The organism is Runella aurantiaca, assembly GCF_003339505.1.
Classification (GTDB): Bacteria; Bacteroidota; Bacteroidia; order Cytophagales; family Spirosomataceae; genus Runella; species Runella aurantiaca.
Genome location: NZ_QPIW01000002.1, coordinates 266,641 through 292,313 on the forward strand (window position 1 = coordinate 266,641; position 25,673 = coordinate 292,313).

A 25,673-nucleotide genomic window follows, 5' to 3' on the forward strand; every position below is an offset into this window, starting at 1 on the left:
ATTTATAGTGAACGTTCTTTGATCTTGGTATTGCCGCCTTTGGTCATGGAAATATCGACGGGCGCGTTATTTTTCCATGAACCGCCCGTGAAATCAGGCACATCGATAGACGTTGAACGGTTGGCCACCGACCACTCGCTCAGGGGCGCAATGGCGCTCCACGAAGCGGCGTCGTAGACGTCTTGGTCGAGCGGTAGACCATTGCGGAGGCAGTCGATGAGCCGCCAGTCCATCAAAAAGTCCATGCCGCCGTGGCCGCCCACTTTCTTGGCCAGATCACCGATGCGTTTGATGATTTCGGGCTGATATTTTTCTTCCAGTTTTTTGTATTCTTCTTCCGAAATCCAGTCGTGTCCCGTGGAGATTTTACCCGGCAGCGGATATTTGAGCGCCGTGGCTTTGGTGCCACTCACCAAATGAATGCGCGAATACGGCCGTGGCGAGGTTACGTCGTGCTGCACCATGATGGTTTTGCCTTTTTGGGTTCGAATCGTGGTCGTGTTCATGTTGCCGCGAAACGACGCATTGGCAAATTGCTTAAAATCGGCATCCGTGGCAGCCAATGCGTGCGCCCTCGGTGCCAGCATAAAATCATTGCTCGCCATCGAAACCAAGTAGTCCATTTTATCACCGCGATTGATGTTCAAAACCTGACAAATGGGCCCCAATCCGTGTGTCGGGTAAAGGTTGCCATTGCGTTGATTTTCTTTCAGTCGCCAAAGGTCGTAGCGTTTGCTTTTGTCGAAAAACGAATCGTAAATGTCGTGAATATAAGCTCCTTCTACGTGAACTATTTCCCCGAAAAACCCCTGACGCGCCATGTTGAGGGTGAGTAGTTCGAAAAAATCATAACAGCAGTTTTCGAGCATCATGCAGTGTTTTCGCGTCCGCTCGGAGGTTTCGACGAGTTTCCAACAGTCTTCCATCGTAGTAGCGGCGGGAATTTCTACGGCCACGTGTTTGCCTTGTTCCATGGCGTAGAGGGCCATCGGGGCGTGGAGGTTCCAGGGCGTGCAGATGTAGACCAAGTCAATGTCATTGCGCTCGCAAAGTTTTTTCCATTCGTTTTCGTTGCCCGAATACAGCGTTGGATTGTGGGGCGTATTTTCCAGTTTCTTTTTGGCTTCTTGTGCTTTTTCGGGCCGGATATCACAAAGGGCTTTCACCTCCACATTTTCGAGGTACACGATGCGGTTGAGCGCCCCAGAACCGCGATTCCCCATACCAATATATCCAATCCTGACGGTCTCGATTTTGGGCGCACCATACCCACTCATGTTAAATTTTTGCGTGTGAGGTTTGAGCGCTTGTTGTTGAATAGGATTGAGGGAAGAAACTGGCTTGGCCGTGGCACAGGCTTGTGTAATGCCCGCAGAGAGCAGGCCAAGGCCCATGGTTCCCGTTAGTTTTAAAAAATCGCGGCGTTCGTCCGATGATTTATGCATAATCTTTCGCAGGTTTAGGCTTTAAGGTTGAAGCAATGAGGGAAAAAGAATGAAAAAACTATCACTTGTTATAAGAGGCAATGAGTAATAAGTATTACTCAAAACTGCGATATTTTGGCTATTTTTGCCCTCTATTTTTTATTTAATATTGACGCATGGCCCGTACTGGAAAAACCTCAACAGAACCCCTTAAACCCAAAGAAACCCCGCTTAACCGCCAATATAATCAGATAAAATCACGCTATCCGGGAGCTATGTTGCTCTTTAGGGTGGGGGATTTTTATGAAACCTTCGGGGAAGATGCCATCCGCGCCAGCCGAATCTTGGGCATTGTGCTTACCCGCCGCAACAACGGCGGCGCGCAGGAAGAATTGGCGGGTTTTCCGCATCACTCGTTGGATACCTACCTTCCAAAACTCGTACGAGCGGGCGAGCGCGTGGCTATTTGTGATCAGTTGGAAGACCCCGCCGTGGCGAAAGGCATCGTGCGGCGTGGGGTAACTGAGCTGGTAACGCCAGGGGTTTCATTCAATGATAATGTGCTGGATACCAGACGGAATAATTATTTGGCTTCGGTTCATTTTGGCAAACAAAACACCTTCGGAATTGCCTTTTTGGATATTTCGACGGGGGAGTTTTTGACCACTCAGGGCAACAAGGAATACATCGAAAAGTTGCTGCAAAGTTTTGCGCCGTCGGAGGTGTTGTACTGTAAAAAATACCGTCAGGAATTCGGAGAACTGTTTGGGGATAAATTCCACACTTTTTGCCTCGAAGATTGGGCGTATACGCACGAGTTCGGCTACGAAATTCTCATCAAGCATTTTCAAACCACTTCGCTCAAAGGATTTGGCGTCGAAACCCTCACCGATGGCATCATTGCGGCGGGCGTGATTTTGCGGTATTTGGCCGATACCGAGCACAAAGACGTCAAGCACATCACGCGGCTGACCCGCCTCGACGAAGAAAAATACGTGTGGCTCGACCGCTTTACCATTCGTAACCTAGAATTGGTCTATCCTCAACAGGAAGGCGGCGTGCCGTTGATTCAGATACTGGACCAAACCGTGACGCCCATGGGCGCGCGATTGTTGCGGAAGTGGCTGGTGCTGCCGCTGAAAGATAAAGCGCCGATTGAAGAGCGCCTCCAAACGGTGGAGTTTTTTCTCCAAAACGAAGAATTATTGGACGAAATCACTTTGCATTTAAAGCAAATAGGTGACCTCGAACGCCTCATTTCAAAGGTGGCGGTTCGACGCATCAACCCACGGGAACTGCTGCAACTGAAGAAGTCTTTGAGTCACATCGCGCCAGTGAAAGAATTGCTGCAGAAGGCGTGGAGCGGAGAGGTAAAAGGAAAGGGCACAAAAGGAGAAGAATCACCAGACGGTAACGAATCCGAAACTCCGTTGTCGGTCTCTCCGTCTTCTTCTCTGACACCGTTACGCAAATACGCCGACCAGCTCAATCCCTGTGAGTTTTTGTTGGAAAAAATTGAGACTGAACTCCGCGAAGACCCGCCCGTGGTGACCAATCAGGGCGGTATGATTAAGAGTGGCATTGATGCTGATTTGGACGTTTTGCACAAACTGGCGTTTTCAGGCAAAGATTATCTGATACAGATTCAAAACCGCGAGATTGAACGGACGGGCATTACTTCCCTCAAAATCGCCTACAATAAGGTGTTCGGCTACTACCTCGAAGTGACCAACTCCCACAAAAACCGCGTGCCGCCCGAGTGGATTCGGAAGCAAACCCTCGTGAATGCCGAGCGCTATATTACGCCCGAACTCAAAGAGTACGAAGATAAAATTCTGAGTGCCGAAGATAAAATCTTTGCCATCGAGCAGCGTATTTTCAATGATTTGGTGATGATGGCCAACGATTACGTGGCGGCGGTACAGCAGGATGCCCGCGTGGTATCGGTGTTGGATGCGTTGGCGTCTTTTGCGCGGGTAGCCCGCAAAAACAATTACAATAAACCCAAAATTACAGAAGATAAGTCGCTGAAAATCAAAGAAGGACGCCATGCTGTGATTGAACAGCAACTGCCGTTGGGCGAAAGCTACGTGCCCAACGACCTGTACCTTGACGACGAAACGCAGCAGATTATTATCATCACGGGCCCCAACATGGCGGGAAAATCGGCGTTGCTGCGCCAGACCGCGCTCATTGTGTTGATGGCCCAAATGGGTAGTTTTGTGCCCGCCGCCGAGGCCGAAATCGGGTTGGTAGATAAGATTTTTACGCGCGTGGGAGCCTCCGACAACCTGAGCCGTGGGGAGAGTACGTTCATGGTCGAGATGACCGAAACGGCGAGTATTCTTAACAACCTCAGCGAGCGGAGCCTCGTGCTGATGGACGAAATCGGGCGCGGAACGAGTACGTACGACGGCGTCAGCATCGCGTGGAGCATTGCGGAGTTTTTGCACAACCATCCGCGCCACCGCGCCAAAACGTTGTTTGCGACGCACTACCACGAACTGAACCAATTGGCCGACGATTTTCCGCGCATCAAAAACTTTAACGTGGCGGTAAAGGAAGTGGGCAACAAAGTGATTTTTCTGCGGAAATTGAAAGAGGGCGGTAGCGAGCACAGCTTCGGGATTCACGTGGCGCAGATGGCCGGGATGCCGCAGGAGATTGTGCTGCGCTCCAACGATATTTTGCACAGCCTCGAAAAGAGCCACCAACGGGCCGAAACCAATAAAGCCGTGAAAGAAATGCCCAAAGTAAACTACCAAATGACCCTATTTGAGCCGCAAGACCCCAAAATAGAAGAGCTAAAAACCAAGCTCAAAGCCTTGGATATCAATACCCTTTCGCCGATTGAAGCCTTACTGAAACTGAACGAATTGCGGCGGCTGGTGGAGTAAGAACAGAATAGGTATTTTTTCTTAACTTTGAAAAAAAGCATCACTTTATGCTACAGAGTATTGAAATAGAAAATTTTCGTTGTTTTGAGAAAACCGCCATCAGCGGCTTTGAGCAGATTAACCTCATCACGGGCAAAAACAACTCGGGAAAAACGGCGTTGTTGGAGGCGCTGTATTTGGCATTAACGACAGATAGTAAAAACTTAACTGAAAATACCAGACAATCTGAAAAAGATACAGAAAAAGAAAAGAATCTATACTTTAATCAAAATGATCGAAAGAAAATAGAGATAGTATCTTACTTTCTTGGTGGGGAGGGGATTTTGTATCAATTTCATCGTTCTAGTTCTAGAACTTTATTTAATAAAATGATAAGAAATAGCGATGGAAGCCGAAGTTTAAACCAAGATTTTCATGCAGAGTTCTTCACCGCATTTATTTTTGATAAAAGTAGACAATTGCCTAATAACCAAGAATTAACTTATCTCTTAGACTCAATTGACAAAAAAGGCGATAAATTCAGAGTTATAGAAGCACTGAAAATTATTGATAAAAGCCTAAGTGACATCAGAACGTTTGCCTCTTTTCCTGAAGTTTTATATCTCCTCAAAGATGGTTTTTCAGAGTATCAGCCTGTTTATTATTTAGGGGATGCCGTTCAGAAAATTGTTCGTTACGTTATAAATATTCTTAGTAGTTACCCCAATAAAGAGGCAGTAAATGTGCTCCTCATCGACGAAATTGAAAACGGCATTCACTACACTGCGCAGGCCGAAGTGTGGCGGATGCTGATAAAGTTATGCAAGTATTATAACATTCAGTTGTTTGCCACTACCCACAGTTTAGAAATGATCAAGGCGTTTCAGCAGGTATGTTCAGAAGAGGAGTTTACGGGGATGGGAGGATATTTTGAACTGGGAAGACAAGCAAAAAGTCAACAGATCATCGCAGTGAAACACGATTTAGAAACCTTAGAGTACGAACTTGCTTCGGGAGATACCATACGCGGCGAATAATGAGAAAAGTAGTTATAGTGGAAGGCAAACAAGATGCCGCTTTTATAAAAGTGTTAGCCCCTGATTTAGAAGTCCGCGAAATTGAGTTGAAAGAGTTGGGAGGTGGTGGTAAAGATCATAAGGATACACTGCGCAAAGTTTTAAAAGCTTTACAAAACGATAGTCAATTTAATCCGATTGATAAGATTGGGATTTTATTGGATTTAGACCCGTCAGACTTCACAGTCAAAAGTCGCCTTGCGTTTGTCAATGAAGGTATTGAAACCGTCTTCGGTGTAAAACTGGAAAGTGTTAATACTTTCCAGCAAGCCACGAACCTCCAACTGGCGTGCCATTTTATTCAACCGAACTTAGATGTGTTGCTCAGAAAAATTGCCGCAAAGCCTTCTCCAAGAGCCAATTGTCTGCACTCATGTTTAGAAAGTCAGGAAAATGCGAAACAAAAGGAAAGAGAAAAGGCGTGGCCGTTGTATTACATGAGGTGGGATATCTGCGGTACGGCTGAGCGTAAAAATGGCGCTAAATATGTAAACTTTTCTCATACGAATACCAAAGGCGCATGGAACTTAGCATCCCCCGTTTTGGGAGAGCTGAAAGCATTTCTATCTCTTTTCTGAAAATTTAGTTCACTTCTCTCCCTTCCGAAATCCATAGGGGCAGTGCCGACAGCCGTTTTTGCAGCAATAGCCGCGTTTGAGGTGATAAGCCGCCGTAAACACTAAAAAACCGTTGGGGTCGGTATAATAGTCCTCTTCTTCTAAGCCGTGGCGCTTAAAAGTGGTTTTTTTGTGAGTAAGGGAGGAACGCTGATTGCTCAAAGCAATGATTGTCTTTGGTATGATGGGGGATAAACAGCAAATGATGCAGGATTGTTTTACATCTTGTTTGCTTATTATCTTTTATTGGCAATATTAAATCAAATAAGTGTTTGGTTATTAGATAATTGACCGATAAATAAGTTGCAAAAATAGTTTATTGTTTAGGTTAATTTTATGCCAAACAACTCTTTGGAACGTAGCCATACCCAGGTCACAATAACCATCGTAAGCCCACCGCCGATCAAAACGGAAGGAACCGTCCCGAACACTTTGGCCGCTACACCCGATTCAAACGCCCCTATTTCGTTGGAAGAACTGATGAAAACGCTGTTGACCGAAAGCACGCGTCCGCGCATGTGGTCGGGAGGAACCACCTGCAAAATCGTCTGACGAATCACTACGCTGATGGCATCAAATGCGCCCGTTAGGAAAAGCATAAACACCGACAGCCAGAAATTGGTGGAAATGGCAAACACCAAGGTGGCCACCCCAAAACCAGCTACTGCAATGAGCATATTTCGCCATGCGTTGCGGGTGGGAGTGTAATAGGCCGTGGCAAAAATGGTTAATACGGCCCCCACAGAAGGCGCGGCCCGCATGATACCGAGTCCTTCGGCGCCTACCTTCAGAATATCTTCGGCAAAAACGGGTAAAATGGCAATCACCCCGCCAAAAAGTACCGCCGCTAAATCAAGCGAGGTGGCGTAAAATAGAATCTTTTTTTCGTACACAAACTTGATGCCTTCTTTGATGCTTTGCCACACGTTTATTTCAGGGCCTGCCACTTCGGGAATCGGTTTTTTCTTGATTAAGGCTAACAGGATTTGACTGACGATAAATAGCCCCACTACCACCCACAGGGTGTTGGTCAAGCCAATGTAAGCGTACAAAAATCCCGCAATGCCCGGCCCGGCGATAGCACCCGTTTGCCAAAAAGTACTGCTCCAAGTGGCCGCGTTTGAGTACACTTCGCGGGGCGTCAAAAAAGCCTTCATGGAAGAAGATGCAGGAGAATAAAATCCTTTGGCAAAACCGATAGCGGCCAAAATTCCGTAGACGGTCAGGAGTAAAGATGTCGTTGAGTACTCAGCGCGGTGCGCTGGATACATGACCCAAATCAACGCCAACGAGCAGCAAAGTATCACGCTTTGGCTGATTTGCATGATGGTACGTTTGTCTTTTCGGTCGGCGTAATGCCCTCCAAATAAGGCAATTGAGATATAAGGGAGCGCTTCGGCCAAACCGATAAAACCCAGCGAAAGGGGGTCATGGGTGAGTTTGTAGAGTTCGTAGCCAATGACTACCTCCTGAATCATGATGGCAGCGGTAATCATGCTGTTGGCAGAAATCAATCGGACAAACTCGGGATACCGCAACGCGGCATAGGGGTCGTTGGTGGAAGTTTTCAAAGTGTTCTAAACTATGTGCGCTGTGTCACTGTGGTTGCATAGAATTTAACCCCATTCATTTAGAGAAAGTTGCCTTTATGACCTTAAATTGACAGAAGAATTTCGGATAATCAATTTGGTGTCGAGCGTATGTGTCACATTATGAGGTGATTCCATTTGTTCTAACAACAGCCGTGCTGCCTGTCGTCCCATCTCCCAAACGGGCTGCTCCACGGTGGTAAGTGACGGTTCAATGATGGCCGAAATGGGGTCATTGCTAAAACCTACAATGCCTAATTCCTGCGGAATTTTAATGCCCCGACTCTTGGCTACGAGCATAATTTCGATGGCGGTGGGGTCATTTATGGCAAATATCGCGTCGGGCGGTTGGGACAAACTCAGTAGATAATTGGCGTAAATCCGGGCTTTTTCTTCCGACAAATCATAATGAATAATGAGTTCATTTTCTACTGGAAAACCGTGCTTTTGTAAGGCATCTAAGTAGCCCTGCATCCGCAATCGACTGACCAGTAACGAAACCGGCCCAGCCAAGTGCGCAATGCGCCGGTAGCCTTGTTCGATCAAATGTTCTACCGCTTGAAAAGCCCCGTTGTAATCGTCGACGATAACTTGGGGGGTATCCAATTCGGGACAAACGCGGTTAAAAAACACCAATGGCACCTCCTTCCGCAGTACGGTTCTAAAGTGGTCGAAGTTATTGGTTTGTGCCGTTACCGAAACCAACAACCCATCCACACGGCTGCTCATCAGTGCTTTGACGTTGGCTACTTCGGTTTCGTAAGATTCATCCGACTGACAAATCATGACGTTATAACCGGCTTTTGACAGTATTTCCTGTGCCCCCATAATGATGGTAGGAAAGAAATAATGCCGAAACTCAGGCACCAAAATACCAATGATATTGGTCCGACTTTTCAGCAGTGCATTGGCCAACGGATTGGGTTGGTACTCTAATTGTTGCGCTAAATCAAGAATTATTTTACGCGTACCTGCATGAATATCGGTATGCCCGCGTAAGGCACGAGAAACGGTCGATTTTGAAATGCCCAACTGCCCAGCAATGTCCATGATTGTAACCTGATGGTGGCGCTTGTTGTCGGGAGGATTATGCGGCTCAGGCAATGTAAAATGATAATTACACGACTTGCAAAAGTACCGTTGTTTTCCTCGGACAATACCCGATTTTTGGACAAATTCAATCTGTTGGCATTTTGTGCATTTGATCATAACAAGGATACTGTTTTTTTAAAACTATCGGGAACATTTAGAAGGTGGAATTCGAGCCGTGAGAAAACGTTGTCGATTTGGTTCTATTACAATAAGAGCATCCCCTTAAAAACGGCCGGATTGATAAGGTTGATCTTTGCGGTTGGAGTTCATGCAAAGGCAATTTAAGGTAAAGTACTCATTTGAGCTCGAAACTCCCTTGGTGTGATTCGGTGTATTTTTCTGAACGAACGGTTGAAATAGGAAATGTTGCTGTAACCACTCTCAAAAGCCACCTGTGTAATCGGCAAATCGGTCTGCTGCAAAAGCTGACAGGCAAAGCCAATTCTTACTTCATTGATAAAGTCAGAAAAAGTACGGTGAGTAAGCGTCTTAAAAAAGCGACAAAAGGAGTGAAGTTGCAGGCCTGCTACCGAAGCGGCTTTCTCTAAGGTAATTTCTGTCCGAAAATTTTGTTGGATAAAATCCATTAATTGTGCCACCCGCCCCTGCGCGTCGTTGGAATAAGCCGACAATAAGGAGGCGTCGTTTAACCACACCAATTCTTCGGAATCTAACAGCAAGTCGAGAATCTGAATAAAAGAAGCCAACAGGGACACATTCTTTTGGTGAATCATATTTTGCAGAAGGTTTGTCATTACCTCTTTTTTTACCCCTACAATACTTAGCCCCCTTGTCGATTGTTGAAAGAAAGATTTCAGTGATTGGGTGTCTACAAAAAATTTCAAATGGTCTACGATCTTGGCGGGGTTTATATAAAGCGCCACTGATACATCTGGGTTGTCAACATCGTTCGGTTTGGGTTTTGAATACCAAACGTGGGGAACCCGTGGCCCCACAAAAGTCAAATCTCCTGTTTCAAAATGTTCGATAGAATCCCCTACGATGCGGGTTCCTGCCCCGGATCTAATGTACACCAATTGACATTCATCGTGAAAATGAAAATCGGTTGCAAAGGCCGGACGAATGATTTCTTTGACCACAAATGGGGTTTGGGAAGTGGCAAAGTCGGGCAAAAGTGCGAAAGTAGGCTTCATGTTTTTGAGACAATTATCAGTTGTGCAAATATAGTACATAAATATATCAACCCATTGTAGGCTTTTTCACTCGACAAGGCCTTGTTTTGCGGATATATTATGCATAATATAACTATTAAACATTTTTTTTATACTATGCAAAGAATAATATCTGTACAAAATTAACCCGTATTAACCTTATCCAATCCATGAAATGTCTTTACCGGTTTAATTCTACGTCAGATGGGGGTTTATATACCACCATCGGCGATTCAAACAGCACGCTCAGATGTACTGCTAAATCAGCACGTACTACAACGTTACTCCTGCTGGTCAGCCTTTGGCTGTTGTTGGGAGGTCAGGGGGTATTTGCCCAAAACCGCCCGGTTTCAGGCACCGTATTTGACTCAGGAGGTGCGCCTTTGCCCGGAGCAAGTGTTCAGATAAAGGGTACTGCCGTAGGAGCCATAACAGACGTAAATGGAAAATACAACGTTCAGGCATCGAGTGGGTCCACTTTGGTATTCAGTTATATTGGTTACACGGCACAGGAGGTGTTGGTGGGGAGCAAAACGTCCATTGATGTTAATTTAGTACCAGCGGCTGAATCACTTTCGGAGGTGGTTGTGGTGGGTTATGGCGTTCAGCAAAAAGCCAATTTGTCGGGTTCGGTCTCAACGGTATCGGGCAAAGAGCTCACGGAGCGGCCCGTACCCAACGTGCAAAACCTTTTGCAAGGTAGGATTGCGGGCTTGGATATTATTCAGTCTACAGGAGAGCCGGGTCGGGACGATGCTTCTTACCAATTAAGAGGATTTGGTTCATTTGGCGCTTCAAATGCCCCTTTGATTCTGGTCGATGGAATCATCGCCTCCATCAAAAACCTTTCACCGCAAGACATTGAGAGTGTTACGGTGTTGAAAGATGCGGCCTCAGCCTCTATCTACGGTGCTCGTGCGGCCAACGGGGTGGTTTTGATTACGACAAAAAAAGGTAAAGCAGGCAAATCAGAAATAGAATATGCCGCAAGCTACGGGATGAGTGAAGCTACGAGAGTGCCTGAACTTATTACTAATTCTCCCATGTACATGGAAATGTACAACTCGGCCAGAGCTCGAAGTGGACAGGCCCCCCTTTATACACAGGCGCAAATTGATTTGTACAAAAGTAATCCCAATAGTGATAAATACCCCAATTTCAATTGGTTAGACTATGTGCTGGACAAAGGGCCCATCGTAAATCACCATTTGGGATTTAGCGGAGGCAATGAAAAAACCTTATACAACATCTCGTTCAACTATTTGAATCAGGATGCCATTACGAAAGGCTACAAATACAAGCGTTACAACGGACTGATTGACTTTTCGAGTCAGGTGCATAAAAGAGTTCGAGTAGGTACCAACATTAACCTTTCCTTTCAGGATGCCAAAGCACCGTGGCTTACCAACGACAACCTTCTTTTGTTGGCCTATGCTACTGCACCCACGTACGCTCCCTTTTTGCCGGATGGCAGCGGAAGAGTAACCAACCGAGATTTTGCGACCAACGGTGGGGTCAATCGAAGTGTAGAAGAAGTATATGCTACGGGTGGCCAATTTACAAAGACCTATAACGTGAACGCGCAGGCTTATGCCGAAGTTGAGATTTTGAAAGGGCTTAAATGGCTAAACAAAGCTGGGTTTACTTTCTTTAATGACCAATACAAAAACCGACAGTTTGGCTCGCCGTCGTACGCTTATCAGCCAGATGCTGCGGGCAACTATGTGCAGGTGGCCAATGGAAACCCAACCTTTTTCGGACTCCAACAAAACGAAAGCCGCAACATCACCAAGACCTATTTCAGTACCTTAAATTACACCAAACAAATTGGAACGGAGCATAATTTAGGGGTTTTGGCAGGCTATGAGCAGCAGAATAATTTTACAGAAAACATTTTGGGCAATCGGTTTGACTTTCCAAATACAAGCATCATGGTGTTGGATGGTAGCGGGGCGGTCAATCAGGCCACTGGCGGAGGTGCTTCGGAATGGGCCTTGCAATCGTTTTTTGGACGGGCCAACTATGACTACAAAGGCAAGTATTTTCTGGAGGGCAATATCCGCCGTGACGGTTCCTCACGTGTGGCACCCGATTATCGCTTTGGGATATTCGGTGGAGGCTCCGCCGCTTGGAGAATATCAGAAGAGGGATTCATCAAAAATTCGCTGTCTTGGGTGGATAATCTAAAATTGAGGGCTTCATATGGTACTTTGGGAAATCAGGAAATCGGGAATTATCCGTATCAGGATGTTTTAAGCCTTACAGCATATCCCTTTAGCGGGCTTAGTTCTGGCGCGGCCGTTACGCGATTGGTAACGAAAGATTTGAAATGGGAAAAAACGTCGATGCTGGATTTTGGTCTGGACATTGATATTTTTAAAGGGCTCTTTGGCGCTACGCTCGACTGGTACAAGCGCAACACCACCGATATTCTTTCTCAACGCGCCGATTTGCCCAATAGCGTAGGTTTGGCCGCTCCTATTGTCAATGCGGGAGCCATGGAAAACAAAGGATTTGAAGTTGAGCTTAGACACAGAAAACGTTTCGGTGATTTCAACTACGGCGCCAGTGTACTTTTTCACAGATACAGAAATAAAGTAACCAAAATCCTTGCTCCAACCTTAGGAACAATCGAAGTCGGCCAACCTTACAACAATTTCTTTGTCTATGAATGGGCAGGTGTGTTCCAAAGTCAGGAAGAAATTAATACGTCTCCTAAGCAACCCAACTCTGGAACGCTCAAGCCGGGTGATTTGAAAATAAGAGATATAGATGGCAACGGCACCGTGGGGCCGGAAGATCGAATTCGTATCAGCCGATTTCCCAATTACAACTACTCCTTTAATCTGAATGCCGGTTGGAAAGGCTTTAGCGTAAGCGCATTTTTTCAGGGTGTGCAGGGAATCAATACGCAAGTATCAGGCTGGGGATACGAGCCCTTCCAGCAAGGTTCGGCACCTCCAGTCAAATTCCTCAATGCGTGGTCTCCTACCAATCCAAGCAATACCGTACCTGCTACTTACCTGACGGGTTATGCGGGGGTATCGGGATATAGCTCTACCTATTTTATTCAGGATGCGTCCTATTTGCGCCTAAAGAACCTGTACCTCTCTTATACCCTTAATGAGCAAATTTTAAGTAAAATTAAATTGAAGGGTTTAACCGTTTATTTATCAGGCGATAACCTAATCACTTGGACGAAATACGAAGGAAATGACCCCGAGCGCGCCGGCTCTGGTAGATTTGCTCAATTCCCACAGTTGAAAATCTATACCGCTGGCCTAAGCATTAAGTTCTAAAAACAGGAGTCAAATTCACTTTCACTAAACTGTTACAAAAATGAAATTCAAAAATAAATACATAGCTTCTGCATTGCTGGGAATAATGGTACTCACTACCCATACTTCCTGCGATAAAGACTTCTTGGATAAAAATCCACTCAATGCTATTTCAGGCCCTACTTTCTGGAAAACAGAAACGGATGTTCAAATGTCGCTTACGGCCGTATATCGGACATTACAAAATAATTTTTACGGCGCCCGCAAGCCTTTTTTAGATGCCTATTCTGACAATGCCTTAGACCGACATACTTTTTTTGGCTTTGGCAATTACACCATTGGGGTTATCAATCCTTCCAATGTCAATGCTGCCTTATACAATGTACCCTATTCGGGAATTGCTCAGTGTAATTATTTTCTGGACAACGTTGATGGTGTAGCCGCTGTATCTCAAGCAAGCAAAGATAACTATAAGGCTGAGGTACGTTTTATTCGGGCCATGTATTATTTTGATTTGGTACAGTTCTTTGGCGATGTAGTGGTTTATAAAACAGCCCCCAAAACCGCCGAAGAAGCCAAAATTGCCAAAACCCCCAAAGCCGATGTGTTGGCCTTTGTGGTGGAAGAATTGGATTTTGCCATCTCAAAATTACCGGCCACCGCTTACTCAGGTCGTGCGGTAAAGGCATCGGCCCAAATGGTAAAAGCCCGGGTAAGGATGTATCAACAAAACTGGGCAGATGCGGCAGCGATTACCAAAGACATTATTGATTCCGGCAAATTTTCAATCTATCAGGGTGGATACGCCAATCTTTTTCTAACGACAACCCAGCAGAATAACCCAGAAATCATTTTTTCTACCAAATTTCTTGCCCCCAACAATCCACAGGGAGGAGAAGGGATGCTCGTGGAACTTGGTTGGTACGGAGCCATTGCCCCGTATCGCAACCTCGTAGATGACTATGAAATGGCCAATGGCAAGCCAATTACGGAGGCAGGCTCTGGTTACGATGCTGCCAACCCTTACGACAACAGAGACCCAAGGCTAAAAATGACCATTTTAGTGCCCGGCGATTCTCACAAAAATCCAGACGGCTCTACCTTTGCCGTTACAGATCCGTTGCTGACCGGTTTTAATCAAAAGAAGTACATGGATACTTCTAAATTGCCTTGGGATAGATCGAAAATTACAGTTACCGACATGAACGTGGTACATACACGCTATGCCGAAGTGCTGTTGGCGTATGCCGAGGCTAAAAACGAAGTTTCAGGCCCAGATGCCACCATCTACGACGCCCTTGATAAAATACGTACCCGCACTAGCGTAAACCTCCCTGCTGTGGACAGAACCAAATACAATTCAAAAGACTTGCTGAGAGAATTTATCCGTCACGAAAGACGCATTGAACTGGCGTTGGAAGGACATCGCTATTTTGATTTGAAACGTTGGGGCGTAATGGCGGCAAAATTATCGGTCCTCAAAAATCCTGCGGGGGTAACGCTATCTTTTGGAGAAAAAAATAATGTGCTTCCCTTTCCCCAAAACGAATTGGATAGAAACAAGAGCTTGGTACAGAATGCTGGCTATTAAAAGCGTGCACCTCAGTTGAAATGAGCGTTGGTGTTGCTGATTTTGGAAGAAGCACCAACGCTTTTATAAATCTTTTTATTTCTTGTAATATCCTGAAAGTAAAGTAAATAGCTCTATTTGGCTTTCCTTGCTGATTTGTCCTGCCGACTCCCATCGGTTTCCTCTCTACGATTAACACCTTTACGGAGTGTTACGACGGATTTTGCCTTTGGTCTACCCAATCCACTACCCACCACATCACCAACGGAACAACATGATGAAGTCAATTATACTAATCTCACTGCAAATACTTCTGTTTTTTAGCGCGTTTGGTCAAATCCAACGCAATCGCATAGGGCTTCAATCTGAAAAAATACCTGTTCGCTGGGACGAAGGTCTGCCCCTCGGTAATGGCCTCATTGGCGAACTGATTTGGCAAAAAGAAGATAAACTGCGTTTTTCGCTCGACCACGCCGAACTCTGGGATATGCGCCCCATGCAGGAACTGCACACCCCCGGCTTTAACTATAAGTGGGTCAAAGAACAGGTGCTTGCCGACAACTACGCAGCCGTTCAAAAAATAGGCGACAAGCCTTACGACCGAGAGCCCGCCCCCAGCAAAATACCCGGTGCAGCCCTTGAGTTTGAGGTCAAAGATTGGGGCGTTGTAAAACAGACCACGCTGAATATTGAGACAGCAGAAGCAACCATCAGTTGGCAAAATGGCGTAAAAATGACCTCGTTCGTTCATGCCAAACAAAACATTGGCTATTTTAGATTTGAGAATCTTAATGATTTGACTCTAAAATTGTTAGCACCGAAGTACGAAGGTAGCTCTGACAATACCGTCGGTGGCCCCGTAGCCGGCGACGACTTGGCAAGGCTTGGGTATAAGCAAGGTGAAGTGACCCAAAGTGGCCAGTCCTATCGCTATATTCAGCAGGGATGGGGAGGATTCTATTATGAAGTGTATGTAAAATGGAAGGAAATTAATCCTAAAACAATTGAGGGACAGTGGGCTATCTCTGCCCATTACCCCAACAAGCCCCAACAGGAAGCCCAAAAAATAGTGGCTTCGGCTCCCAGTTACAGCGCGGCATGGCAGTCGCATCAGAGTTGGTGGACAAACTTTTGGGCAAAATCGTCCGTGTCATTACCCGATCCAATACTCGAAAAACAATATTATCTTGAGCTGTACAAATTTGGAAGCGCCGCCCGAAGCAATACGCCCCCTATTTCATTGCAGGCGGTTTGGACGGCCGACAACGGGCGCATTCCCCCTTGGAAGGGTGACTTTCATCACGATTTAAACACGCAACTCAGCTATTGGCCCGCTTACAGCGCCAATCATTTGGAAGAGGCCATGGGCTATCTCAATCACCTGGATCAAAACCGAGAACAATATAAAAAATATACGCAGTGGTACTTTGGCTCTAACGGTCTCAATGTACCCGGTGTAACCACACTTTTGGGCGAGGAAATGGGCGGTTGGATTCAATATTCGCTTTCGCCCACGGTATCGGCATGGTTGGCGCAACATTATTATTTGCACTGGCGGTACAGCATGGATAAAGATTTCTTGAAAACACGCGCTTATCCATGGTTTAAAGAAGTAGCCCAACACCTCGAAGAAATTACGTACATCGATAAAAATGGCTACCGTCAGTTGCCTTTAAGTTCGAGTCCTGAAATTAATGACAATAAAAAGTCAGCTTGGTTTTTAGAAAATACCAACTACGATTTGGCTCTGATGCGGTTTTTGTTTGCGAAGGCAAACGAACTGGCACTTGAACTGAATCACCCAACCGAAGCCGAGCATTATTCTAAAATTCTGAAGCAATTTCAAGCCTATCATTTATCTGAAAATCAAGAGCTTAATTTTTCAAAAGACCTGCCATATAACCAATCCCATCGCCATTTTTCGCATCTGATGGCCATTCATCCTCTCGGTGAAATTCGTTGGGAAAACGGAGCAAAAGACCAGGGAATTATTACAAATTCACTCAAATTACTGGATAAAGTCGGCCCCGCTTGGTGGTGCGGCTATTCGTATGCGTGGGAGGGGAATCTGAAAGCCCGCGCCAAAGACGGCGAAGGGGCGGCAGCAGCCTTGACCGATTTTGCTACCGCCTTTTGCTCCACTAACTCCTTTCACCTCAACGGTGACCAAACCAAGTCGGGCAAATCGAATATGACGTATCGGCCCTTTACGCTGGAGGGCAACTTTGCCTACGCCGCTGGTATTCAGGAGATGCTCTTACAAAGTTATGCCGGACAAATTGAGGTTTTTCCGGCCATTCCCCAAAAATGGCAGCAAGCCTCGTTCAAAGATTTACGGGCCGAAGGGGCATTTTTGGTAAGTGCCCAAAAAACGAATGGCTTGGTTTCGAGCATTGAAATAAAAGCCGAAAAAGGCGGAAAAGCAAAAGTCAAATTGCCTTTTAAAACCCATTCGATTGAATTCAACAAAGGAGTAAAGGTGATTTCACAAAATACCGAGTTTATGGAGCTGGCATTTGAAAAAAATGGTAGCATAAAAATCAAAAATGAGGCTAAAAAGTAAGTTTTTAACCCACTTTTCAGCTTTGTTAACTTATCCATTATTTTTTTACCAATGAAGAAAATCTTTCTTATCGTTTGTCTATTTGTTCATGTACATTTATCGGGTCAACAATTGGCCAAACCCTCTGATATTCAGTACAAATGGCAGGAGCAGGGGCGTATTATGTTCGTGCATTTCGGGGTGGCCACCTGGCTCGGCAAAGAGTACGACGAGACGGGAGAGTTTGACATTTCGAGAATTAATCCTACCAAACTCGACACCGATCAATGGTGTAGCGTGGCCAAGTCGTGGGGAGCAAAAGAAATCATTTTTGTGGCCAAACATGCCGGCAGTTTTTGCTGGTGGCCCACCTACACCACCGAGTATTGTGTCAGAAATATTCCTTGGAAAAACGGCAAAGGCGACGTCATCAAAGATTTGGCAAATTCTTGCAAAAAGGCAGGTTTGAACCTCGGAATTTATATTTATCCTGGCGATATCAAATGGGGCGCGGGGCTCGGAAGCGGGGGGATTACCAAAGACCCTTCAAAACAGGAAGCCTACAATAAAATTTTCAGACAACAACTCACCGAGGTTTTGGCAAATTATGGCGAGATGCTCGAAGTTTGGTTTGACGGTTCTTGTAAGGTACCGGTCAGCGATATTTTACAAAAATACGCCTCAAAAGCGGTCATCTTCCAAGGCTCAGATGCCACCATCCGTTGGCCCGGTACCGAAAGCGGCATTCTGCATTATCCCGTCTGGAATTCCCTCAAAGGGGAGGTCTTAAAGTCGGGAGTAGCGACCCAATACGATGATGACCCCGACGGGGATGTTTGGGCTCCGCTAGAAGCCGATGTCACTTTGTACAACCATAATTGGTTTTGGGCGCCAAAAAATGAAGCCAAACGCAGAACGGTGGACGAATTGATGAATATTTATTATAAATCGGTTGGGCATGGAGGTACTTTATTGCTTAATTCCAACCCCGACACAACTGGCCTGATACCAGCAGGAGATGTAAAAAGATACGCTGAATTTGGGACAGAAATCAGCCGAAGATTTAAACAGCCTTTGGCCGAAGTGAAAAACAAAACCTCCAACGAAGTAGCATTGGTGCTTACAAAACCCACGAAAATCAACCATGTCATTTTGAAAGAAGACTACCGACAGGGGCACAGAATCAGAAAATACGAACTATGGGGATTGATAAAAAACAAGTGGGAAAAATTGACCGACGGCAGCTCGGTAGGGGTAACAAAAATAGATTATTTCGACGATGTTGAACTTACGGCCATAAAGTTGAAAGTCACCGAACACAAAGGTACGCCCCTCATAAGGAGCATGGAAGCCTATGACGTTACTGATTTTGAACTTCCAAAATCGGAGAAAGAAGCCAAAGAGTACACGATTTTGGAGGAATGGGACACGAAAAATTTCGTTAACGGCAAAGGTCAAATGAGCATTGACTTAGGAAAGTTTATCACCGCACCGGGCCAATACGAAGTAGTTTTTACCAATGCAGTCAGCGTGACGGGTATGTACGTTGAAAAAGCCGAAATCATTTTTGATAAAGACCCCAATACGCTTCAAGAATTTATTCAAAGGAAGCCCAAACAAAACGTGTTTTTTATCAATCGTACCGGCCAAATTGATAAAGGCACAAGCTCAATCCTGAACGTGTTGATGAGTTCAGACAATAGGTCGTTTCAGAATAAAGGTTTTGTGAAAATTAGAAAACGTTGACGAATGCTGTTATTTTAAAGGGCAATAGTATACTAAAAATGGTTTAGTATTGGCGGTATTTTGTCCTCTATTTTAAACAATAAATTGATGTTAAGACTATTAATAATTCTCGGAATGGCTGCTTGCAGTCACTTCGTCATGGCGCAACAACAGCCGAATATCATCATCTTTCTGGTGGATGATATGGGTTGGCAAGATACATCCGTGCCCTTTTGGAAAGACAAAACGCCCATTAATCAGCGCTTCAATACCCCCAACATGGAACGACTTGCCCGTAAGGGTATGAAGTTTACCAATGCCTACGCCAACCCCGTTTGTACGCCTACTCGCGTAAGTCTCATGACGGGCATGAATGTAGCACGTCACAATGTCACCAACTGGACAAACACCCAAAAAGACACCCCCACCGATTACCCCGACAGCCTTCTGAATCCCCCGGGCTGGAACCACAACGGCATGAGTCCCGTGGCGGGTATTGCCAAGACCGTTCATGCTACGCCTTTACCCCAATTGCTACGGCAAGCAGGTTATTTCACGCTCCATTGTGGCAAGGCCCACTTTGCCTCTTACGGAACCCCCGCGGCAAATCCATTAGCGATTGGTTTTGAGAAAAACATTGCCGGCACAGCCGCAGGACATCCAAGCAGCTTTTTGGGCGAAAAAAATTTCAGACGTACCCCTAACGACACCACTTGGGGAGTACGCGATTTAGAAAAGTACCACGGAAAAGACATATTTCTGACCGAAGCACTTACCCAAGAAGCGATTGCCGCCCTGAAAGAAAATCAGGTGAGTAAGAAACCCTTTTTTCTGTACATGTCGCATTATGCCGTTCATTTGCCATTTGACAAAGACGCTCGTTTTTACCAAAAATACCTTGACCAGGGCTTGACCGATACCGAGGCAAGGTATTCGGCTTTGGTGGAAGGAATGGACAAGAGTTTGGGCGATCTCATGGATTATTTGGAAACAAATAACTTGGATAAAAACACGTATATTTTATTTGTTTCTGACAACGGTGGGTATAGCCTTCAGTTACGTAGTGGGGAAGTACACAGCCAAAATCTACCCTTAAAGCAGGGGAAAGGCTCTCTGTATGAGGGAGGTGTGCGTGTACCTATGCTGGTGTCGGGGCCGAAGGTTGAGAAAAACAGCATTTCTAGTCAGTACGTATCCATTGACGATTTCTTCCCCACCGTATTGGGTATGGCGGGCGTGGTCAAATACACTACACTCCAAACCGTAGATGGCCAAAATATTGTGCCATTTTTTGAAAACAAGAACAAACGCGACGACAAAAAAATCCTCCTGTGGCACTATCCCAACAACTGGACCAACGTAAATTTTAAAGGCACGTCGTGGGGGAGTGCCATGCGCCAAGGTGACTGGAAATTGGTCTATTTACATAAAAACCAAACCTTAGAATTATACAATTTGAAGGATGATGTTGGTGAACAGAATGACTTAGCAAAAGCCCAGCCCACAAAGCTGAAACAAATGGCCCGATTGTTTACCGATGAACTCAAAAAACGGAATGCGCATCTCCCTACTTTCAAAGCCACGGGGCAAACTATTCCGTATCCTGACGAAGTAAAGTGATGACAATATAATCGGTTCATTACTGCGCCAATGTTTTCAATCAATCACGAGCCAATGAAAAATATCCTCCTTTTTCTTCTCACTATTTTGGGTTTAACAACGAAAGTTTGGGCTCAAAATAACGACTTTCCAAAACCTACGCTTTCCCAGATGGCTTGGCATGAAGCGGAAATCGGGGCGCTTATTAGTTATGATTTACACGTTTTTGATGGAAAAAATTACAACCAAGCCTATAATCGCATCACGCCCATTGAGGACATAAATATTTTTAATCCAACCCAATTGGATACCGACCAATGGGTCAAAGCCGTGAAAGCAATGGGCGGGAAATTTGCCGTCCTGACCGCCACTCACGAAACAGGCTTTGCACTTTATCAAAGCGACGTCAATCCCTATTGTATGAAAGCCCTGAAATTTCAAGCGGGCAAGGGAGATATCGTGCGTGATTTTGTCAATTCCTGTCGGAAATACGGCATTGCACCGGGTATTTACCTCGGTATTCGGTGGAATTCGTATTTGGGCGTCCATGATTTTAGGATTGAAGGCGAAAGCCAATTTGTTAAAAATCGACAAATAGCCTACAAAAAAATGTGCGAAGGCATGGTCAAAGAACTCTGCACGCGCTACGGCGATTTGTTTATGATTTGGTTTGATGGCGGTGCCGACGACCCCACCAAATATGGGGCTGATGTATTGCCCATTGTTGAAAAATACCAGCCCAAATGTCTGTTTTATCACAATGCGCAGCGGGCCGATTTTCGTTGGGGGGGCTCTGAATCCGGCACGGTGCCTTACCCATGTTGGGCTACTTTTCCGTTCCCTTTTTCACATTCTGCGCAGAAAGAAATCGTTTTTAAAGGCGATTTCAAACTCTTGAAAGAGGGCGATAAAGACGGAAAATATTGGATGCCCGCCATGTCAGACGCGCCTTTGCGTGGTTTTAAAGGTCGCCACGAATGGTTTTGGGAACCCAATGATGACGCGCATATTTTTCCATTAAAAAACTTGATGGATATGTACGAGCGGTCGGTGGGGCACAATTCGACCTTAATCGTAGGGCTTACGCCCGATGATAGGGGCTTACTTCCTGATGCTGATGTAAGACGCCTGACCGAATGGGGTGATGAAATCAAAAGCCGTTTTTCGAATCCCCTCAAAACTACAAGCGGCGAAGGCACTGTTTTTGAGTTGAAATTTGACAAAAAACAGGCGGTCAATTATTTCGTTTTGCAAGAGGACATTACGCAAGGCGAGCGGGTGAGGGCTTTTAAAATGGAGGTAGAAATGAATAAAAAATGGAAAACCATCGCCGAAGGAACCAACATTGGCTACAAACATATTCGACCCGTTGACCTGATTGAAGGCGCAAAATTTCGCCTCACAATTACGCAAAGCACGGCACCGCCACGATTAAAAAACGTTGATATTTTCAATGTTATGACCAAGCAGTAATCGCACTTTATCTGTATGAAATTAACCTAATTCCATGTACATTCATTCTGTTGAAGTCCTTGATAAACGTTTTAAAATGGGCGAAGGAGCGGGTTCAGATGCAACTCACACCAACCCTCAGTATTCTTATGCCGTTTGTGTGTTAAAAACGGATACTGCTGTGCAAGGAATAGGGTTGGCTTTTACGCTGGGGGCGGGCAATGACTTAGTGTGTAAAGCCATTCAATATTTATCCGTAAAATTAGTAGGAACGGAAATCGAAGAGTTGATGGCCGATTTTGGTACAACTTACCGTACATTGGCCGACGAGCCTTCGTTGCGGTGGTTGGGGCCGCACAAAGGCGTGGTTCATTTGGCGTTGGCGGCTATTGTCAATGCTTGTTTTGACCTGTGGGCCAAAGCCCGACAAGTGCCGCTTTGGAAACTGCTTCTGGATTTGTCGCCCGAAGCACTGGTCAATACGCTGGATTTGAGTTACTTAGAAGATGAGCTCACCCGCGAGCAAGCCATTCAATTACTCACGGAGCAATACAAAACAAGAGAATGCAGAAATGCTGTACTGACAACCGGCTACAAAGGCTACGATACATCGGTGGGTTGGTTTAATTTTTCTGACGCGCTTATTGTTGAAAAAACCAAGCAAGCCTTGGACAAAGGCTTTACGGCCTTTAAGCTCAAAGTCGGTTCTGACGACCCCCTGCGTGACCTGCGACGCGCGGCTTTGATTCGACAAACGGCGGGCGATGCCGCCACGATCATGCTGGATGCCAACCAAAAATGGAACGTACCGCAAGCATTGGATATTTGTCAACGGCTGGGCAGCATCAACCCTTATTGGATTGAAGAACCCACGCACCCCGACGATGTATTTGGGCATCGGGCTATTGCTCAAGCCATTGCCCCGTTTAAAGTGGCCACGGGCGAACACATCCCTAATAAGGTGATTTTTAAGAACTTCCTGCAAGCCAAGGCCATGGATTTTTGTCAGGTAGATGTTGTACGCGTAGGGGGTGTCTCTGAGTTTCTGGCCATTAGTTTATTATCAAAAAAGTTTAATGTGCCTGTGCTGCCCCACGTAGGAGATATGGGGCAAATACACCAACATTTGGTGCTTTTTAATCACATCGGTATGGGGCATGAAAATCTGTTTTTAGAGCATATTCCGCACTTGCGACCTTATTTTATGCATCCTGCCAACATCGTTGGAGGCTATTATCAAGTGCCGCAGGAAGCAGGCAGCAGCAGCGATTTGAAAATCTAATTCCCCAAAAACATGACCCTATTGACCCATAAAGTGATTTTTCTCACGGGCGGTGCTTCGGGCATTGGCGAAGCCTGTGCTGATGCGTACGTAAAAGCGGGCGCCCGGGTTTTGGTGATGGATAAAGATGAAGTTTCTTTGAATCAACTCATCAGCCGTTTAGGTAATGAACACGCCGGCTTTGTGGGTGATGTGCAAAAGGAAGCAGACGTAAAATTGGCCATTGAAACGGCCATTGCTCGGTTTGATAAAATAGATGTCATTCACAACAATGCAGGCATTGCCCACCCCTCAAAACCACTCGACCAAACCACCGAAAACGAATGGGATAACCTATTTTCCATCAATCTAAAAAGCGTGTATTGGACTACCCGTTACGGCATCGAAGCCTTAAAAATGACCAAAGGTTGCATTTTAAACACCTCCAGCATGGTGGGGAGCATCGGGCAGGAAAACCACGCGGCTTACGTCGCTACCAAAGGTGGTATGAGTGCCCTAACCAAAGCGATGGCCTTGGATTATGCGCCGTTGGGGATTAGGGTCAACGCCATTTGCCCTGCCGGCGTATGGACACCGATGCTGCGTGAATGGGCCACGCAGCAGCCTAATCCGGAGGCTATTGAAAATTATCTGGACAATATTCACGCTTTGGGGTACTGTCCCGAAGGTGATGTTATTGCGGATGTGGCGGTGTTTTTGGTCTCTGAGGCCGCCCGGTTCATAACGGGTTGTATCATGCCGGTTAGCGGAGGGGCGGAATTGGGCTATAAAAAGTAAATGATATGAAAACACAAAGAACCTGTTTGGCCCTTGATTTGAAAGATGATGATGAACTCATTGCCCAATACGAACATTTCCATCAACCGGAGCATATCTGGCCCGAAATCCCCCAAGGAATTAGGGCGGGTGGGGTGGTAGATATGCAAATCTATCGCATCGGGACGCGGCTGTTTATGATTGTCGAAACCGAAGAAAGCATTGACCTGAATACGGCTTTTGAAGCCATTGGTAAAATGCCTTTGCAAGCCAAATGGGCGACTTTTATGGAGGGATTTCAACAACGATTGACCGAAGCCAAACCCCACGAACACTGGGCTGAAATGAAACCTGTTTTTATGTTAAATGATTGTCTGAAGTGAAAAACCGAAACCAATTTCTGATACCGCTTTTGGTCGTCATGAGCCTGATGTTTATTTGGAATTTGAGTCGAAACATCAACGATGTGCTCATTCCGCATCTCAAAAGAGCGTGTCAATTGACTGATTTTCAGTCATCTTTGGTGCAGTCTGCCTTTTTTGGCGGATATTTTTTGTTGGCTTTGCCCGTGGGTCAATACATCCGACGGTTTGGGTATCGGGCGGGAATGATTACGGGGCTTTTGATGGCAGCGGTGGGGGCATTTTTGTTTTTTCCGGCGGCCGAAACGCGCTTTTACCCCCTGTTTTTGGCCGCTTTGTTTATCATGGCTGCGGGTTTTACTTTCTTGGAAGTGACGGCTACGCCCTACCTCTCCATTTTGGGTGACCCCGAAAAAGCCTCAAGTCGGCTCAGTTTAGCGGCGGCGGTAGGCTCTATTGGTGCCACCATTGGCCCATACGTTGGAGCAGTGTTTTTACTTCATGCCACCGATACTTCCGAAGCTACCGTTCAGCAATTCAGCCCCGGTCAATTGGCAGATTATCTCAACGCCGAAGCCCAATTGGTCAAAATACCCTACCTGAGTTTGGGGGCTTTGTTTGTGGTATTGGGGGCGATGTTATTTTTTATCAAAATGCCTGATATTCAGGAAGAAGGCGAAGAGAATATTCGATTAAAAACCATTTTTAAATATACGCATACGGTGCTTGGAGCACTGGGTGTATTTTGTTATTTGGGGGCCGAGGTGGGTATTGTCAGTTTTTTAATTCGTTATGCCAAGTCATTAGAAATTAATGAATTAGGCGAACAGAAAGCCGCTTTGTTTATCACTCTCTTTATGGCTTTGGTATTGGTCGGACGGTTGGCAGGGGCTTATTTTTTACAAAAAGTAAATCCTTCCAAAATGTTGGCAGCCTGTGCTTTGGGGGCTATGGGGTTGGTGGCGCTCGCCATGTTCAGTACGGGGTATCTTTCGATTTTGTCGCTTTCGGTAGTGGGGCTTTTTACGTCGGTCATGTACCCCATCTTGTTTACGTTGAGCATCAAAAATTTGGGTGCTTACACCAAAACAGGTTCATCGTTGATTATCATGAGCATTGTAGGTGGGGCCATTGTACCACCGCTCATGGGGCTCATCTCTGATATACACAGCATTCGCTTTGCCTTTGTGCTGCCCGTTTTGTGTTACGCTTACATTTTGTATTACGCCCAAAAAGGCCATATTATCAAGTAGTTAAACTC

18 protein-coding genes are annotated in these 25,673 nt (G+C 45.7%); 13 read left to right on the plus strand and 5 right to left on the minus strand.

The genetic code is table 11. From position 1 onward, the window contains the following. Positions 1–2: 2 nt before the first annotated feature. The gene (locus DVG78_RS04320) at positions 3–1,445 is read right to left on the minus strand and encodes a Gfo/Idh/MocA family protein (protein ID WP_114459826.1); all 1,443 of its coding nucleotides are present in this window, start codon (positions 1,443–1,445) and stop codon (positions 3–5) included. A 155-nt stretch (positions 1,446–1,600) separates the two neighbouring features. Here DVG78_RS04320 and mutS point away from each other — a divergent pair, with 155 nt between their 5' ends. Genes mutS through DVG78_RS04335 form a run of 3 tightly spaced genes read left to right on the plus strand, consistent with a single transcriptional unit; the run spans position 1,601 to position 5,954 of the window. Continuing rightward, positions 1,601–4,321, plus strand: coding sequence for a DNA mismatch repair protein MutS (gene mutS / locus DVG78_RS04325; protein ID WP_114459827.1), 2,721 nt, complete (start codon positions 1,601–1,603; stop codon positions 4,319–4,321). A 47-nt stretch (positions 4,322–4,368) separates the two neighbouring features. Continuing rightward, positions 4,369–5,337, plus strand: coding sequence for an AAA family ATPase (locus DVG78_RS04330; protein WP_114459828.1), 969 nt, complete (start codon positions 4,369–4,371; stop codon positions 5,335–5,337). Beyond that, on the plus strand, positions 5,337–5,954 hold the full coding sequence (locus DVG78_RS04335) for a DUF3226 domain-containing protein (protein ID WP_114459829.1): 618 nt from the start codon (positions 5,337–5,339) through the stop codon (positions 5,952–5,954). The genes DVG78_RS04330 and DVG78_RS04335 overlap by 1 nt, the downstream gene beginning before the upstream one ends. A gap of 9 nt (positions 5,955–5,963) precedes the next feature. Here DVG78_RS04335 and DVG78_RS04340 read toward each other — a convergent pair whose 3' ends face one another. The 4 genes from DVG78_RS04340 to DVG78_RS04355 form a co-directional block, all read right to left on the minus strand. Beyond that, complete coding sequence (locus DVG78_RS04340; RefSeq protein WP_114459830.1) at positions 5,964–6,155, minus strand: C1orf53 family protein; 192 nt, start codon at positions 6,153–6,155, stop codon at positions 5,964–5,966. 161 nt (positions 6,156–6,316) lie between these two features. After that, a complete protein-coding gene (locus DVG78_RS04345; protein WP_114459831.1) occupies positions 6,317–7,564 on the minus strand; it encodes an MFS transporter in 1,248 nt (415 codons plus the stop codon). Between the two features lie 75 nt (positions 7,565–7,639). Beyond that, a complete protein-coding gene (locus DVG78_RS04350) occupies positions 7,640–8,791 on the minus strand; it encodes a LacI family DNA-binding transcriptional regulator (RefSeq protein WP_114459832.1) in 1,152 nt (383 codons plus the stop codon). Positions 8,792–8,955: 164 nt separating this feature from the next. Beyond that, on the minus strand, positions 8,956–9,828 hold the full coding sequence (locus tag DVG78_RS04355; protein ID WP_114459833.1) for an AraC family transcriptional regulator: 873 nt from the start codon (positions 9,826–9,828) through the stop codon (positions 8,956–8,958). A 188-nt stretch (positions 9,829–10,016) separates the two neighbouring features. Between DVG78_RS04355 and DVG78_RS04360 the strand changes: the two genes are divergently transcribed. The 10 genes from DVG78_RS04360 (at position 10,017) to fucP (ending at position 25,665) form a co-directional block, all read left to right on the plus strand. After that, the gene (locus DVG78_RS04360) at positions 10,017–13,145 is read left to right on the plus strand and encodes a SusC/RagA family TonB-linked outer membrane protein (protein WP_114459834.1); all 3,129 of its coding nucleotides are present in this window, start codon (positions 10,017–10,019) and stop codon (positions 13,143–13,145) included. 40 nt (positions 13,146–13,185) lie between these two features. Continuing rightward, positions 13,186–14,715 (plus strand): RagB/SusD family nutrient uptake outer membrane protein, encoded by a 1,530-nt coding sequence (locus DVG78_RS04365; RefSeq protein ID WP_114459835.1) that lies wholly within the window; start codon positions 13,186–13,188, stop codon positions 14,713–14,715. 253 nt (positions 14,716–14,968) lie between these two features. Further along, on the plus strand, positions 14,969–17,257 hold the full coding sequence (locus tag DVG78_RS04370; RefSeq protein WP_114460041.1) for a glycosyl hydrolase family 95 catalytic domain-containing protein: 2,289 nt from the start codon (positions 14,969–14,971) through the stop codon (positions 17,255–17,257). Between the two features lie 51 nt (positions 17,258–17,308). Next, a complete protein-coding gene (locus tag DVG78_RS04375; RefSeq protein WP_114459836.1) occupies positions 17,309–18,982 on the plus strand; it encodes an alpha-L-fucosidase in 1,674 nt (557 codons plus the stop codon). Positions 18,983–19,069: 87 nt separating this feature from the next. Continuing rightward, on the plus strand, positions 19,070–20,581 hold the full coding sequence (locus DVG78_RS04380) for a sulfatase (protein ID WP_114459837.1): 1,512 nt from the start codon (positions 19,070–19,072) through the stop codon (positions 20,579–20,581). 54 nt (positions 20,582–20,635) lie between these two features. Further along, positions 20,636–22,033, plus strand: coding sequence for an alpha-L-fucosidase (locus tag DVG78_RS04385; protein WP_114459838.1), 1,398 nt, complete (start codon positions 20,636–20,638; stop codon positions 22,031–22,033). A gap of 34 nt (positions 22,034–22,067) precedes the next feature. After that, a complete protein-coding gene (locus tag DVG78_RS04390; protein WP_114459839.1) occupies positions 22,068–23,294 on the plus strand; it encodes an enolase C-terminal domain-like protein in 1,227 nt (408 codons plus the stop codon). Positions 23,295–23,306: 12 nt separating this feature from the next. Further along, positions 23,307–24,071: an SDR family NAD(P)-dependent oxidoreductase gene (locus DVG78_RS04395; RefSeq protein ID WP_114459840.1), complete on the plus strand. Its 765-nt coding sequence runs from the start codon at positions 23,307–23,309 to the stop codon at positions 24,069–24,071. A 5-nt stretch (positions 24,072–24,076) separates the two neighbouring features. After that, a complete protein-coding gene (locus DVG78_RS04400) occupies positions 24,077–24,433 on the plus strand; it encodes an L-rhamnose mutarotase (protein ID WP_114459841.1) in 357 nt (118 codons plus the stop codon). Then, positions 24,430–25,665, plus strand: coding sequence for an L-fucose:H+ symporter permease (fucP, locus tag DVG78_RS04405; protein ID WP_229598130.1), 1,236 nt, complete (start codon positions 24,430–24,432; stop codon positions 25,663–25,665). The genes DVG78_RS04400 and fucP overlap by 4 nt, the downstream gene beginning before the upstream one ends. Positions 25,666–25,673: the final 8 nt, after the last annotated feature.

Excerpts from the sequence above, each read along its gene's own strand:
- DVG78_RS04320 (WP_114459826.1), bottom strand. The coding sequence starts at position 1,445 with ATGCATAAATCATCGGACGAACGCCGCGATTTTTTAAAACTAACGGGA.
- mutS (WP_114459827.1), top strand. The coding sequence starts at position 1,601 with ATGGCCCGTACTGGAAAAACCTCAACAGAACCCCTTAAACCCAAAGAA.
- DVG78_RS04330 (WP_114459828.1), top strand. The coding sequence starts at position 4,369 with ATGCTACAGAGTATTGAAATAGAAAATTTTCGTTGTTTTGAGAAAACC.
- DVG78_RS04335 (WP_114459829.1), top strand. The coding sequence starts at position 5,337 with ATGAGAAAAGTAGTTATAGTGGAAGGCAAACAAGATGCCGCTTTTATA.
- DVG78_RS04350 (WP_114459832.1), bottom strand. The coding sequence starts at position 8,791 with ATGATCAAATGCACAAAATGCCAACAGATTGAATTTGTCCAAAAATCG.
- DVG78_RS04355 (WP_114459833.1), bottom strand. The coding sequence starts at position 9,828 with ATGAAGCCTACTTTCGCACTTTTGCCCGACTTTGCCACTTCCCAAACC.
- DVG78_RS04360 (WP_114459834.1), top strand. The coding sequence starts at position 10,017 with ATGAAATGTCTTTACCGGTTTAATTCTACGTCAGATGGGGGTTTATAT.
- DVG78_RS04365 (WP_114459835.1), top strand. The coding sequence starts at position 13,186 with ATGAAATTCAAAAATAAATACATAGCTTCTGCATTGCTGGGAATAATG.
- DVG78_RS04370 (WP_114460041.1), top strand. The coding sequence starts at position 14,969 with ATGATGAAGTCAATTATACTAATCTCACTGCAAATACTTCTGTTTTTT.
- DVG78_RS04375 (WP_114459836.1), top strand. The coding sequence starts at position 17,309 with ATGAAGAAAATCTTTCTTATCGTTTGTCTATTTGTTCATGTACATTTA.
- DVG78_RS04380 (WP_114459837.1), top strand. The coding sequence starts at position 19,070 with ATGTTAAGACTATTAATAATTCTCGGAATGGCTGCTTGCAGTCACTTC.
- DVG78_RS04385 (WP_114459838.1), top strand. The coding sequence starts at position 20,636 with ATGAAAAATATCCTCCTTTTTCTTCTCACTATTTTGGGTTTAACAACG.
- DVG78_RS04390 (WP_114459839.1), top strand. The coding sequence starts at position 22,068 with ATGTACATTCATTCTGTTGAAGTCCTTGATAAACGTTTTAAAATGGGC.
- DVG78_RS04395 (WP_114459840.1), top strand. The coding sequence starts at position 23,307 with ATGACCCTATTGACCCATAAAGTGATTTTTCTCACGGGCGGTGCTTCG.
- DVG78_RS04400 (WP_114459841.1), top strand. The coding sequence starts at position 24,077 with ATGAAAACACAAAGAACCTGTTTGGCCCTTGATTTGAAAGATGATGAT.